A 14,872-nucleotide genomic window follows, 5' to 3' on the forward strand; every position below is an offset into this window, starting at 1 on the left:
ATATCCTACAAGCAATAGGAGCAGTAATGTAAAGTTCTTCATGTAATTATTTTTTTGCTTTTTGTCAATTCGATACTTAAAAAAAGCTACCCAAATGAGCTGAAAAGAATGATCTGTAAAGAGACAAAATTCAGTGCAATAAATACTTCTTAATTGTACCATGATAGGACATTATTACAAGAAACAAACCCCAAAATTTCAGCTGAAATTTTGGGGTTGTTTGGATGTATTTTTGGATGTATTTAATGCTTTTTTGTTAGTCTTTGATGCAGCGTACCGACATTCCATTAGCTTGATCAGCCCCACTACGACTATTTTGACCTGTATCTAATAATTTATAATTAACCCTAAGGCCACTTGTATCACTACTCCAGTAACGACCTTCAACTCCAAGATTACTATAGCTTGCATTATTATTTGCACGATATCCTGCTGCTGGTAATTTTAATACAGAACTAAATGCAGTCGGCATATCTTTTATATTAGAATTAGAAAATTCTTGATTCCATTCTGTAATGGTAGGGACACGAAAACCAGCAGGACAAGGATTATTAATTCCATTAATACCTTGCCATAAATTAACATTTGTTGTTGAACGCCAATTGCTTGTGTTTGTTATAAAATTACCATGTCCGGGAGAGTCTCCTTGTGATTGAGTACTGATCCTGGGTGAATTCATCTTTTCATGACCATCGGTACCACGTCCCCATTGATAATAGTCCCCGTATTGCGCAGCATCCGTCATAGAGGTTGCCGGAGCAGTGGCGCCAAGATTAAACGCCATCCAGGTTCTTCCTCCCGCACCAATAACTGTTATAATTTTGATATCAGTAATTCTACTAAAACTACAGCTGTTGGGACTGGTATTTAAAGCAAAAGTATGATTACCTGCGACAAGAGGTATACCTGTTGCATGAAGTACAATATCATGATTGCCTGCAGAAGTAAAATTACCTCTGGCACTAAAGGTTACACCGTTTTCGGTAGCACTAATGTCGTAACTTCCGGGAACGGAAACCGTAACGGTAATAGTCTGGCTCACGCCCGATACAGGGGTTCCGGCTTCCATAGTACCCGTTTCAAGCGTATTACAGGTATAAGCGGTTACTGTAGCGACACCATTATCGCCACAGGCATTGTACCATCCGGAAGGATTATACCATTCCAGACAATTTTTGGTGGTATTAAAAATCGTTAAACCTTCTGCGGGGTTGCTAATCGCATCTCTTTCTGCTGTGGTTAAGCGTGGGGGCAGAAAACCTTTTTGTTTGCTCGCAAGTTCTAAAACCGCTGAGGCATCAGGATTAGGAATTCCGATCCCGACCTGCGAAAATAGGCTGTAGGATATAAGTAATGTTACTGATAGTATACAATTTTTCATGTTCTTATTCATTTTTCGTTTTCCCATAATTTTATAGTTAACTATCTGAATTAGGGAAATAATACTATACAAAGTCACGAAATTCTTTATAATAAATGCGTCTAAATAGTATTACATTAGGACATTATTTACATAAACAAACCCCAAAAGTACCGTTGTAATTTTGGGGTTGCCAGAATTATTTAGGATTAAATTAAATGCTTTTTTTCTTAATCTTTGATGCAGCGTACGCTAAATCCATGAGATTGCGCATTTTGAGTGTCGGTACGTTCATGAGTTGCAGACAAATTTTTGAAAATAACATCATTTCCATTTGTAGTACTTGTCCAATAATTAGAATGAGTTCCAAGTTGTAAATATGCTCCACTAGCATTTAAGCGATATCCCGGAGCTGGTAATTTAAGTATCGAATTAAAGGCTTCTGCTGTGTTTCTTATAGAATAATCGTTAAATTCTTTTTCCCATTCTGCTCTTGTAGGAATTCTAAAACCAGTTGGACAAGGATTATTGATTCCATTAACACCTTGCCATAAATTAACATTTGTTGTTGATCGCCAATTTGTTCCGTTTGTTATAAAATTACCATGACCAGGAGTATCTCCTGCAGATTGTGTACTTGTTCTGGCTGAATTTTGCTTTTCATGTCCGTCAGCACCTCTACCCCATTGAAAATAATCACCAAACTGTGCGGCATCATTTATAGCTGTTGCCGGTGCTGTAGCACCAAGATTGTATGCCATCCAGATTCTTCCTGATATACTTGTAACAGTGGTGATAGTACTTCTTCTAAAACTACAGCTGTTAGGACTAGTATTTAAAATAAAATCATGATCACCTCCCGCAATGGGAGTGCCCGCCGCATGAAGTACGATATCATGATTGCCGGCAGAAGTAAAATTACCTCTGGCGCTAAAGGTCACACCATTTTGCGTAGCGCTAATATCGTAACTCCCGGGAACCGTAACCGTAGCAGTAATAGTCTGGCTCACGCCAGATACAGGAATTCCGCTCGTCATAGTACCGGTTACCAGTGTGCTACAGGTATAATTGGTTACCGTAGCGACACCATTATCGCCGCAGGCATTGTACCATCCTGAAGTCAAATACCATTCAAGACATTTTTTAGTGGTGTTATAAATGGTTAAACCTTCTGCGGGCTGACTAATGGCGTCTCTTTCTGCAGTGGTTAAGCGTGGGGGCAGAAACCCTTTTTGTTTGCTCGCAAGTTCTAAAACCGCTGAGGCATCAGGATTAGGAATTCCGATTCCTACCTGCGACTGCATGCTATATCCTACAAACAATAGGAGTAGTAATGTAAAGTTCTTCATGTAATTATTTTTTTGCTTTTTGTCAATTCGATACTTAAAAAAAAATACACAAATGAGCTAAAAAGAATGATCTGTAAAGAGACAAAATTCAGTGTAATAAATACTTCTTAATTGTACCCAAATAAGACATTTTTACAAGAAACAAACCCCAAAATTTTAGCTGAAATTTTGGGGTTGTTTAGAAGTATTTTTGGTTGTATTTAATGCTTTTTTGTTAGTCTTTGATGCAGCGTACGCTATATCCAGATGCCCGATAAACACCAGCGTTACCAAAGCTTGATGCAGAGTATTTTATCATACTAAAATTACCGCTTGTAGTGCTAGTCCAATAGCTAAACGCAGTTCCAGCATCAGTGAAAGCCCCAGTCCTTAAATCGCGCTCTCCTGCAAGTGGTAATTTTAAGACTGAATTAAATGCAGTCGCACTATCTACTATTCCTGATGCATTGAATTCATTTTCCCATTCTTGAAGTGTTGGTATTCTAAAACCGGCAGGGCAAGGGTTATTTATACCATTAACACCCTGCCATAAATTAGCATTAGAAGTTGAACGCCAATCTAATGGAAGATTTGTACTAGTTATAAAATTACCATGCCCAGGGTTATCTCCCGTTGATAGGTTAGGGTTAACAGGAGAGTTTACCTTTTCATGTCCATCAGTACCACGCCCCCATTGATAATAGTCCCCATATTGTGCCGCATCTGTTGCAGAACTTGCCGGAGCAGTTGCGCCAAGATTAAACGCCATCCAGATTTTTCCTGCTCTACCTCTAACAGTTGGAACTTCTGTCGTTCTTCTGAATGTACAGGTATTTGGACTTGTATTCAAAGTAAAATCGTGGTCTCCTCCTGCAATGGGTGTGCCTGTTGCGTCAAGTACGATATCATGATTGCCTATAGCAGTAAAATTACCATGTGCACTAAAAGTTACACCGTTTTCGGTAGCACTAATGTCGTAACTTCCGGGAACGGAAACGGTAGCGGTAATGGTCTGGCTTACGCCCGATACTGGGGTTCCGGCTTCCATAGTACCCGTTTCAAGAGTACCGCAGACATAGCTGGTTACGGTAGCGACACCATTATCGCCACAGGCATTGTACCATCCGGAAGGATTGTACCATTCCAGACAATTTTTGGTGGTATTAAAAATGGTTAAACCTTCTGCGGGGTTGCTAATCGCATCTCTTTCTGCTGTTGTTAAGCGTGGGGGCAGAAACCCTTTTTGTTTGCTGGCGAGTTCTAATACTGCCGAAGCATCAGGATTAGGAATTCCGATTCCTATTTGTGAAAACATGCTGTTACATACAAGCATTGCTATCAGTACAATAAAGTTTTTCATCTTCTTATTTGTTATTTCTTTTCCGTAATTTGATAGCTATCTATTTGAATTAGGAAAATAATTATATACAAAGTGACGAAATTTCTTATGACAAATACATCTAAATAGTATTATATCAGGACATTATTAAAAAATAAACCCCAAAAGTACGGTTGTAATTTTGGGGTTGTCAGAATTATTTAGGATTGTATTAAATGCTTTCTTTCTTAGTCTTTGATGCAGCGTACGCTGTTTCCACTAGCTCTTTGTACGAGATTTTGATAATCAATACGAGTTTGAGTAAAAGTAACAGCTTGGCCGGTAGAAGCACTAGACCAATACAGACCTCTTAACGCGGTATTAGAATACTGTCCATTAGTATTTTTTGACCCTGCAATGGGTAATTTCAATGCTGAAGCAAATGCAGTTGCAGCATTTGTTATAGCAGAGGAGTTAAATTCGGCTATCCATTCTTGCGCTGTAGGTAAGCGAAAACCAGCAGGACAAGGATTATTAATACCAGTAACACCCTGCCATAAATTATTGTTGGCCGGTGAACGCCAATCACTAGGAATTCCAGTTCCTATTATAAAATTAGCATGTCCCGGAGAATCATTGCGTGATAGTGTAGTTGTGGTACCGGAGTTTAGTTTTTCATGACCATCAGTTTCGCGTCCCCATTGATAATAGTCCCCATATTGTGAAGCATCATTAGAGGCTGCTGCCGGAGCTGTAGCACCAAGATTGTATGCCATCCAGATTCTTCCTGATCCCCCTACAACAGTTTGAATTTTAGGAGTAGTAGTTCTTCTAAAACTACAGCTGTTAGGACTTGTATTTAAAACAAAATCATGATCTCCTGCTGTAGTGGGCGTTCCCGCGGCATGAAGTACGATATCATGATTGCCAGCAGATGTAAAATTACCTCTTGCGCTAAAGGTCACACCATTTTGCGTAGTACTAATATTGTAGCTGCCGGGAACCGTAACCGTAGCGGTAATGGTCTGGCTCACGCCAGATACAGGAGTTCCGGCTTCCATAGTACCCGTTACAAGTGTGCTACAGGTATAATTGGTTACCGTAGCGACACCATTATCGCCGCAGGCATTGTACCATCCTGAAGCCAAATACCATTCCAGACATTTTTTAGTGGTGTTGTAAATGGTTAAACCTTGCGCGGGCTGGCTAATGGCATCCCTTTCTGTTGTGGTTAATCTTGGGGGTAAAAATCCTTTTTGTTTGCTCGCGAGTTCTAAAACCGCTGAGGCATCAGGATTAGGAATTCCAATTCCTATTTGTGAAAACATGCTGTTACATACAAGCATTGCTATCAGTACAATAAAGTTTTTCATGATCTTATTCATTTTTCGTTTTCCTGTAATTTTATAGTTAACTATCTGAATTAGGGAAATAATTATATACAAAGTGACGAAATTCCTTATGATAAATACATCTAAATAGTATTATATCAGGACATTATTAAAAAATAAACCCCAAAATTTCAGCTGAAATTTTGGGGTTGTTTAGAATTATTTTGGGTTGTATTTAATGTTTTTGTTAATCTTTGATGCAGCGTACGCTAAGTCCTCTACCCCGTTCCATAATAGCCCCAAAAGTTCCGGTAAAAGATTTAGAACCACTTCGAATGCCAAATGTATCACAACTCCAATAATAACCAGCGGTTCCTGTATCTTGATATCGACCATTTGTATTATTGCGAAACCCAGAAACCGTTAACTTTAGTACAGATCTAAAAGCCGTCGCATTACTTACGATTCCCGATTGTGCAAATTCACTATCCCATTCTGCAATTGTAGGCAGGCGAAATCCGGCAGGGCAAGGGTTATTTGTACCTCCATTAGTTCCCTGCCATAAATTATTATTAGCCGGTGAGCGCCAATCAGATGATGTAATTATAAAATCGGAATGTCCGGGAGAATCTGTTGTTGATAGATTTGCATTATTAGCAGAGTTTCTTTTTTCATGACCATCAGTACCACGCCCCCATTGATAGTAATCACCATATTGTGCCGAATCAGTCATAGAGGTTGCCGGAGCTGTAGCACCAAGATTATACGCCATCCAGGTTTCTCCTGCTGCACCCGTTACAGTTGCAATTGGAGGAAAAATTGTTCTGCTAAAACTACAATTGTTTGGACTTGTGTTTAAAGTAAAATTATGATTTCCCGCTACAGTGGGTGTACCTACTGCGGTAAGGACAACAGTTTGGGTACCTGTCGCTGAAAAAATACCCATAGAAGAAAAAATCACACCATTTGCAGTAGCCTTAATATTATACGTACCTGCTTTAGTAACTGTAGCGGTAATAGTTTGGGTAACACCTCCCGCTATAGCTACTCCTTCTGTCATTGTACCCGCGCTGGCTGTATTACAGTCGTACTGGCTCACAATGCTTGGACCTGTAATCGTTGTTCTTGTAAAACTACAGGAGTTTGGACTTGTGTTTAAAGTAAAATTATGATTCCCTATTGCAATAGGTGTACCTGTAGCATGAAGTACTACCTGATGATCACCAACAGAGGTAAAATTACCACTGGCACTAAAAGTTACCCCATTTTCAACAGCGCTAATATCGTAACTCCCGGGAACGGAAACTTTGGCCGTAATGGTTTGGCTTACACCGGAAACAGGATCTCCTGCTGTCATAGTACCCGTTGCAAGAGTAGAACAGTCGTAATTGGTTACGGTAGCTACGCCATTGTCGCCACAGGCATTGTACCATCCGGAAATATTGTACCATTCTAAACAATTTTTAGTGGTGTTAAAAATGGTTAAACCTTGTGCGGGCTGGTTAATGGCGTCTCTTTCAACGGTTGTTAAACGCGGAGGCAAAAAGCCTTTTTGTTTACTGGCGAGTTCTAATACAGCAGAAGCATCAGGATTAGGAATTCCGATACCTACTTGTGCCTGAACGCTGTAACCTATAAGCAGTAATAAGCAGAGTGTAAAGTTCTTCATCTATAATTTTTTGTTTTACTATTTTCTAAAAAAGGATCCGAAAAATGAAAAAAAGTTAATTTACAAAGAGACAAAATCATCCAGGAAAAATACTTTTAAATTCGGACAGGTTAGGACATATTTTATAAAAAACAAACCCCTAAATTACGGCTGTAATTTAGGGGTGTAAAAGTGAATTAAAGTAAAGATGTTCTGTTTTTTGTTAATCTTTGATACAGCGTACGCTAAGTCCGTGTGCTGGCTGTTCAGCGAGAGTGCTCCCGCTGAGATTTGTAAATTCAACTTTAGGACGCCTACCAAAATTAGAATTAGTAGAACTTGTCCAATAATGGCCTTCACTGCCTCTTCCTGCATAGCTGTTAAAGGAATTTCGAAATCCTGGAGTTGGCAATTTTAGTACAGAATTAAATGCAGCGGTAGTATTTCTCATATTGCCTTTAATAAATTCGTTTTGCCATTCTATTGCAGTAGGTACTCTAAAACCGGTAGGACAAGGATTATTAATACCATTAACGCCTTGCCACAAATTAGTATTATCAGGTGAAATCCAACTCTTTCTAAGTCCTGTTGGAAATATAAAATTACCATGTCCGGGAAAAGGTGTTGTTGCTTGCGTAGTGATGAAAGGAGAGTTAAATTTTTCATGTCCATCAGTATCACGCCCCCACTGATAATAATCGCCATATTGTGCAGTATCAGTCATAGATGTTGCCGGAGCTGTGGCACCAAGATTATACGCCATCCAGGTTTCTCCTGCTGCACCAATGACTGTTGTAATTGTAGTAACCGTTGTTCTGTTAAAAGTGCAGGTGTTTGGACTTGTGTTTAAAGTAAAATTATGATTTCCCGCTACAGTGGGTGTACCTACTGCGGTAAGTACAACAGTTTGGGTACCTGTCGCTGAAAAAACACCCATAGAAGAAAAAATCACACCATTTGCAGTAGCCTTAATATTATACGTACCTGTTTTAGTAACTGTAGCGGTAATAGTTTGGGTAACACCTCCCGCTATAGCTACTCCTTCCGTCATTGTACCCGCGCTGGCTGTATTACAGTTGTACTGGCTCACAATGCTTGCACCTGTATTAGTTGTTCTTGTAAAACTACAGGAGTTTGGACTTGTGTTTAAAGTAAAATTATGATTCCCTATTGCAATGGGCGTACCTGTAGCATGAAGTACTACCTGATGATCGCCAACAGAGGTAAAATTGCCACTGGCACTAAAAGTTACCCCATTTTCAACAGCGCTAATATCGTAACTCCCGGGAACGGAAACTTTGGCCGTAATAGTTTGGCTTACACCGGAAACAGGATCTCCTGCCGTCATAGTACCCGTTGCAAGAGTAGAACAGTCGTAATTGGTCACGGTAGCTACGCCATTGTCGCCACAGGCATTGTACCATCCGGAAATATTGTACCATTCTAAGCAATTTTTAGTGGTATTAAAAATGGTTAAACCTTGTGCGGGCTGGTTAATGGCATCTCTTTCAACGGTTGTTAAACGCGGAGGCAAAAAGCCTTTTTGTTTACTGGCGAGTTCTAATACAGCAGAAGCATCAGGATTAGGAATTCCAATGCCTACCTGTGCCTGAACGCTGTAACCTATAAGCAGTAATAGACAGAATGTAAAGTTCTTCATATATTATTATTATTATTATTATTATTATTATTTTGTTTTACTATTTCTAAAAAAGGATCCGAAAAATGAAAAAACTTTAATTTACAAAGAGACAAAATCATCCAGGAAAAATACTTTTAAATTCGGACAGGTTAGGACATATTTTTATAAAAAATAAACCCCTAAATTACAGCTGTAATTGGGGATTTGACAAAAGTTATATACTACAAATAAAGAAACTAAATTGGCATCTGTTTTTAGTATTTAGTCTTTGATGCAGCGTACAGAAAGACCATTTGCTCTATTACCCGCTAAATCAATATACGATGAGGTGGCTCCAATACGATAATAATTACTATGTGTGGTTACGGTACTAGTCCAATACCTGCCCTGGCTTCCTCTGAATTCCATTTTATTACTCCTTTCACGATTTCCTGCCGCAGGGATTTTCAATATTGAATTGAAGGCAGATGCTACACCTGTAACATTACCTGCTTTAAACTCTCCTTCGAATTCTGCACTTGTAGGTACGCGAAAACCATCCGGACAAGGATTATTATTTCCCTTAACAGTCTGCCATAAATTATTATTTACGGTTATTTGCCAGTTGGCATTTCCGGTTATAAACAGACCATGTCCCGGATCATCTGTTGGTGACCGCGTAGAAGTAGTAGCTGAGTTTTCGTCTCCATGCCCGTCATTGCCACGACCCCACTGATAATAACCACCATATTGGTCTGACATCGAGGCTGACGGAGCCGTTGCACCCAGATTATACGCCATCCAGATTCCTCCTCCTGCACCTGTAACCGTTAAATGAGTCACCCGGCTAAAAGTACAGTTAACAGGAGTTGTATTTAAAGTAAAAGTATGCGAACCATAATTGGCGGGTATTCCGGTAGCAGTAAGCACAATATCATGCATACCTAATGCCGTCAAATTACCTTTAGCGCTAAACGTAACGCCATTTGCCGTGGCACTTATATCATAGCTTCCTACAGTTTTAACATTTACCGTAATAGTTTGACTTACGCCCGATACACGAGTTCCTTCTACCATAGTACCGGTTGTAGCAGTAGTACAAATGTAACTGTCTATTATCGCAATTCCATTATCGCCACAGGCATTGTACCATCCTGTAGTAAGGTACCATTCTAAGCATTTTTTGGTGGTGTTATAAATGGTAAGTCCCAAAGCAGGCCGCGTGATAGCATCCCTTTGAGCTGTTGTTAAACGGGGGGGTAAAAAACCTTTTTCGATACTCGCAAGTTCCAGTACACAAGAAGCATCAGGATTAGGAATGCCGATTCCTATTTGCGATTTCATACTAAAACATAGTAATAGTGCCATTATCAATGTAAATTTCTTCATTATGGTATTTTCAATTACAGCTCTAAAATCATTGTACTTATCAGTTCGGTAGAGGTAAACTTTAAGTTATAAGAGTAGAATACAAAGTGATAAAATTTTACAGCATAATTACATTTAAAAACTATCAGATTAAGGTTTTTTTTGAATTGTGAATTGTGAATTGTGAGTTGTGAATGGTGAACTTGAAACTTGAAACCTGACGCGAGGCTGAAAGCCGAACAGACGGAGTAAACCTGAAACTTGAAACCTGAAACAACAAACAACAAACAACAAACAACAAACAAAAACCAACAACCCAAAAAAATGGCTTAATCTGATATTTTTATGACAAATTGAAACTGTGCTTTTAATTTACTTTACGAAAAAACTGATAGTAAATATTTTAAAAGCCTTTACACTATGTCGTCATCATTTAAAGATCAGATTCAGGTAACTATAAGCGGTTACACCAAAAGAGTACTTTTCTCGGATTTAAAACTCACTCAGCGCATGATGGAGCATCATGATTTTTCTTTCACCTGGATGTATAGCGGAAGTACGATCATTTCCCCCGAAGAACAAGCAGAAGCGATTCGAAAATACACCGCCAACGAAGTTATTTTTACCTTTAAAAGTAGAAATGGCGAAATAAAAGTCATGAGCAAGGGAATTATCAACGAGCTCATTTCGATTTATGAAAAAGGAAGTCCGCGTGGGTTGTATGTTAAGGGAATTAGTCACACTGTTCTTTTAAGTGAACAACCTAAATCGAGAGTGTTTTTAGAGAAGAACATCAAAGAAGTTGCCCTGAAAATTTTTGAAGACGAAACAGCTGGCGAATTTTATCAGTCCGAAGCCATTCAGCCCCGCTACAAAAAAATGTTTCCTGCGATTACCCAATACAACGAAACCAGTTTTGATTTTCTAAAACGACTTGCCGCTTTTCATGGCGAATGGTTTTATTTTGATGGCATGCGCATGCAATTTGGCAATCTGAAATCATCAAAAGTCAAGTTAAAAAACTATGTAACCTTGTATGATTTCACGATCAAAAGTAAACTCAAATCACATAAAACGTCGCTTGCGGGTTACGATCCCAACAATGCACTAAGTATAAAAAGCGCTAAAGCCGTGACCGCAGCAGGAAGTGCAGACGGTTTTTCGGCTATGACCCGTCGTGATCAGTTGGTGGTAGCCTTGCCCAATACATCGATTCCATCGTATACCAATCAGGCAAAAAATACAACCGAAATCGAAGAATTAGCCCAACGCCAAGTAGCAGCATACGATGCCAACAGTACCATTTATACCGGAAAGGCGTATGTACCCATTGGTGTTGGACAAATCTTTACGGTTCAAAATAAAGAAGTCTACCACGAACTTGTAGCCATAAAAGTGACCCATTTTGGAGAATACGACGGACAATACCGATGCAAGTTTAAAGCCATTCCGGCAGATGTTGAAGTGCCGCATTATACGAACATAGAAGTTTCTGCAAAAGCCGATACTCAACCCGCAATTGTAATAGACAACAATGATCCCGAAGGATTAGGACGTGTAAAAGTAAAATTCTACTGGGCGAATTATGATGCCAACAGCGATTGGATGCGTGTCATGCAACAATACTCAGGAAAAAGCTGGGGACAATACAACAGACCTGAAATAGGCGATGAGGTTTTGGTGAGTTTTGAAAACAGAAATGTCAATCATCCTTACGTTTCAGGCTCACACTACAACGGCAAAGCCAAACCCGAATTTTTTGATTCCAACAACAGCACCAAAGGCTGGAAATTCAGATTTGGGCAAGTATTTAAGTTTATAGAAAAAGTGGGTATTTGGCTTTCTGACCCAAGCGGCAATGAACTGCATTTGAATGAGGAAACCAAAAGTATCAGTTTAACATCCAGCGAAACGATCAGAATAAAGGCGAAGAATATCATTTTTGATGCTTCTGAAAGCATTACAATAAAAGCTGGGCAAAACATTGTAGAAACTGCGGGTGTAAATAAGTCCAGTATTGTAGGTGTAGAAAATAGAATAGAAGTTGGAGGAGATCTTTTGATGAAGGTTAAAGGAGAACTATTTGAAAGCATCGATGGCGATGTACATTCTGAGGTTAAAAAAGATAGAAATGTAATAGATCATTCTGGTTTTGTTTCCCAGAGTAAGAATGCTGAATTTCATTCAAAAGACAAAATTGCTAATAATGGTACAAGCGGAACTTCACAAAACTAAACAAAGATGTCAAGAACAAGAGTAGTAAAGGGAAAAATTACAGAAATAACGGGAGGCACATACAGGATTTTTTCAAAGAATATTGAAATTAATTCAGAGGGACGCATAGATTATTATGCTCCACAATATACCTATGGAGAGCCTGAAAAATATGTACCCAGACAACCTGAAGGATCTGTAAACATATTTGTTGGGATGTTCTTTGACGGTACAGGCAACAACCGTTTTAACTCAGATAGTGTTTATTACTCTAAAATAAAGAGTAGTGCCGACAAGCTGAAAGCCGAGGATATTCCGGTAAACCAGGAAACAGAAATTATTGTTGAAGATGGAAATAAAAAGCAAAAAAAGGTAAAAGTTAAAATTACAGATCGCGATAGTTACTGGAATCCTTACTCGAATGTAGCGAAAATGTATGAGTTGTACAGGGAAGTTACCGATAAAGATTATCAAGATGAACAGAATCATCCTGAATATGGAAAACATTTAATTCTCAAACAATATATAGAGGGTATTGGTACCAGCAAGGGAGAGCCTGATGATATTTTAGGTTCCGGTCTTGCCAGGAGCAGTTGGGGGATTTTAAGCCGTGTACGGGAGGGGATTGAAAAAGTAGTTGAGGAGCAGTTTTCCGCAGTAGAAAGTAAAAAAATAAACAAAATAATTTTTGATGTTTTTGGCTTTAGCAGAGGTGCTGCGGCCGCAAGACATTTTTGTAATGAAGTTTCGAAAAAAGAATCGTACAGAAACGAAATTAAAAACGATCCTTATGATAAATATCCGTTACCCACAGGAAGAAGAATCATAGATGCACATGCCGGAGGAATTCTTGGCGCTATGCTTAATGAAAGAGGTTATGCCTCTGTACATGATACATACGAGATAGAAATACGCTTTTTAGGTATATATGACACTGTAATTTCAGATATGGTTTTAAAAGACAATTTGGGCATGAAGTTGGTTTTGGTTAATCGTTGGTTTCCAGTTGCAGAGTTAGCTTTAACCCCTATAAATACAGATGTTAGTCATTTAAAAATTGGTCAAATAATGCACATTACAGCTCAGGACGAATGGCGTGATAATTTTGCACTCACTCCTACCAATGCAGGATATACCTTAAGCATGCATGGAGCACACTCCGATATTGGCGGAGGATATGCCGAACTCGAAAAGTATGAACCAATACTGGATTTTTTTGATGCTGACGCGAAGAAAATAAATGAGGGTACTGAATTTTGGGAAGAAAAAAAGAAACTTAGAAATTTTTATGTAAACAATTTATATTGCCACGACTACTTTTCTAATGTAGGAACGGTGAAATTTATTAATACCCACGATCATTATTTAAATATTAATGCGACGCCTAGTACCAGTAAATATTTTCCTTCTACGGGTATAGAGTTTGTAAACCGATCAGCAGATTATGAGCCCTCAAAGGAATTTTTATACGATTCTGAAAAAAAACATGCTCTATACGAAACAAAGTTAGCAGACCATATAGTATTGCAGGATTCTCGTTATATAAGCAATAAATATTCTCTTGTACCGCTAAATCTTATGCTTGAATATGCAATAAAGTACGATGTGCCTTTTTATAAAGATTATCAAAAGGCTAAAGAAGGGGGGAATATAATTAAACACACTTTTGAGTATGAAATTCCGGAAGAACAGGAATTTGATAAATTAAGAGAGTATTTACAAGTAATGCGTAATATTGTTTTTGATGATAAAAGTAGTAATTATATAATTCCACAAAAGCTATTTCATCATATTATGAATCAGTATATACATTTGTCTGCTCATTATGGCGGTCTGGAGAACGATTATATAAAAATAAAAGGAGGCGATCACAGTCTTTTAGGAGATATGGGTTTTGTAAATCATCCTGTTAAATACTATATTGATGAAAAAGGAAAAGTGCAATTTAAGCGAGAGCGTTATGAACCATAGAAAAATTTATTATTTGTGCAGTTTACTGGTGACTTTTCTATTTTTAGGTTGCCAGCCAAAAGATACTTTTGCATGGAATGCAGGTTTGTCTGCGCCGAAGTATTACGGTAATGGCGGACCATTTGTAGAATATTTTTATAATGGTAAAAGTATTGGTGGTGCTTCTGCAAACATTGGTTCTGATCCAGGGTGGGGAATTACAAGTGGAGGATATGTCGGTGGAGATAAATTTAAAGCTGTTCCTGATAGTGTTTTTGTCAACTGGATCTGTGCCAATGACAGATATTATTACAGTGGAGGACATAAACTACCTAGAGAAAAAATGATAGCTCTTTTCAAAAAAGGAGTTGTCGAGCCTTTTAGAGGGTTAGTAAAATATGGAAAGATAACTACAGGCATGGCTCCGGGAGGAAATGTTACAGTTTGGCTACAAGGTGGACAGGCAAGTACTGAAATATGCAAATTTAAAGTAGAAAATAATGGTGTATATAAAGAAAGTGATGAAGCTGAAAGAATAGAATCAAAAATTTTTTCGTCAAAAGAATTTTTAAACGGTAAGGTAAATATATTTCGTTATTTGTACGGAATTCCATACGATATTTGGGAAACAGGAGAAAAAAAATATGAATATGATATTGTTTTTAGCAGTGAAGATGAAAACAAAAATGATTATAGTATCGCTATTTTAGGTATTACAAAAGATGGTAGCATTA

General features: G+C 38.4%; 10 protein-coding genes. 3 read left to right on the forward strand and 7 right to left on the reverse strand.

Annotated features, from left to right (window positions below):
* Positions 1–256 precede the first annotated feature (256 nt).
* The 7 genes from B0A66_RS19860 to B0A66_RS19890 form a co-directional block, all read right to left on the reverse strand.
* Entirely contained in the window at positions 257–1,381 is a 1,125-nt protein-coding gene (locus B0A66_RS19860; protein WP_165766661.1) for a fibrobacter succinogenes major paralogous domain-containing protein, read from the reverse strand.
* Between the two features lie 209 nt (positions 1,382–1,590).
* Positions 1,591–2,709, reverse strand: coding sequence for a fibrobacter succinogenes major paralogous domain-containing protein (locus B0A66_RS19865; protein ID WP_089051605.1), 1,119 nt, complete (start codon positions 2,707–2,709; stop codon positions 1,591–1,593).
* A gap of 214 nt (positions 2,710–2,923) precedes the next feature.
* Positions 2,924–4,048: a fibrobacter succinogenes major paralogous domain-containing protein gene (locus B0A66_RS19870; RefSeq protein ID WP_089051606.1), complete on the reverse strand. Its 1,125-nt coding sequence runs from the start codon at positions 4,046–4,048 to the stop codon at positions 2,924–2,926.
* A gap of 206 nt (positions 4,049–4,254) precedes the next feature.
* Positions 4,255–5,379, reverse strand: coding sequence for a fibrobacter succinogenes major paralogous domain-containing protein (locus B0A66_RS19875; RefSeq protein ID WP_165766662.1), 1,125 nt, complete (start codon positions 5,377–5,379; stop codon positions 4,255–4,257).
* Between the two features lie 205 nt (positions 5,380–5,584).
* Entirely contained in the window at positions 5,585–7,006 is a 1,422-nt protein-coding gene (locus B0A66_RS19880) for a fibrobacter succinogenes major paralogous domain-containing protein (RefSeq protein WP_089051608.1), read from the reverse strand.
* A 202-nt stretch (positions 7,007–7,208) separates the two neighbouring features.
* On the reverse strand, positions 7,209–8,645 hold the full coding sequence (locus B0A66_RS19885) for a fibrobacter succinogenes major paralogous domain-containing protein (RefSeq protein WP_089051609.1): 1,437 nt from the start codon (positions 8,643–8,645) through the stop codon (positions 7,209–7,211).
* Positions 8,646–8,888: 243 nt separating this feature from the next.
* The gene (locus tag B0A66_RS19890) at positions 8,889–9,995 is read right to left on the reverse strand and encodes a fibrobacter succinogenes major paralogous domain-containing protein (protein WP_089051610.1); all 1,107 of its coding nucleotides are present in this window, start codon (positions 9,993–9,995) and stop codon (positions 8,889–8,891) included.
* 399 nt (positions 9,996–10,394) lie between these two features.
* Here B0A66_RS19890 and B0A66_RS19895 point away from each other — a divergent pair, with 399 nt between their 5' ends.
* The 3 genes from B0A66_RS19895 to B0A66_RS19905 all read left to right on the forward strand — a co-directional run.
* Positions 10,395–12,209 carry a type VI secretion system Vgr family protein gene (locus B0A66_RS19895; protein ID WP_089051611.1) on the forward strand — a complete coding sequence of 605 codons (1,815 nt, stop codon included), beginning with the start codon at positions 10,395–10,397 and terminating at the stop codon, positions 12,207–12,209.
* Positions 12,210–12,215: 6 nt separating this feature from the next.
* Positions 12,216–14,159 (forward strand): phospholipase effector Tle1 domain-containing protein, encoded by a 1,944-nt coding sequence (locus B0A66_RS19900; protein WP_089051612.1) that lies wholly within the window; start codon positions 12,216–12,218, stop codon positions 14,157–14,159.
* Positions 14,149–14,872 (forward strand): DUF2931 family protein (locus B0A66_RS19905; RefSeq protein WP_165766664.1); only part of this gene is annotated, 724 nt, incomplete at its 3' end. The genes B0A66_RS19900 and B0A66_RS19905, both read left to right, overlap by 11 nt.

This window comes from Flavobacterium hercynium, assembly GCF_002217285.1.
In the GTDB taxonomy this organism is placed as follows: Bacteria; Bacteroidota; Bacteroidia; order Flavobacteriales; family Flavobacteriaceae; genus Flavobacterium; species Flavobacterium hercynium.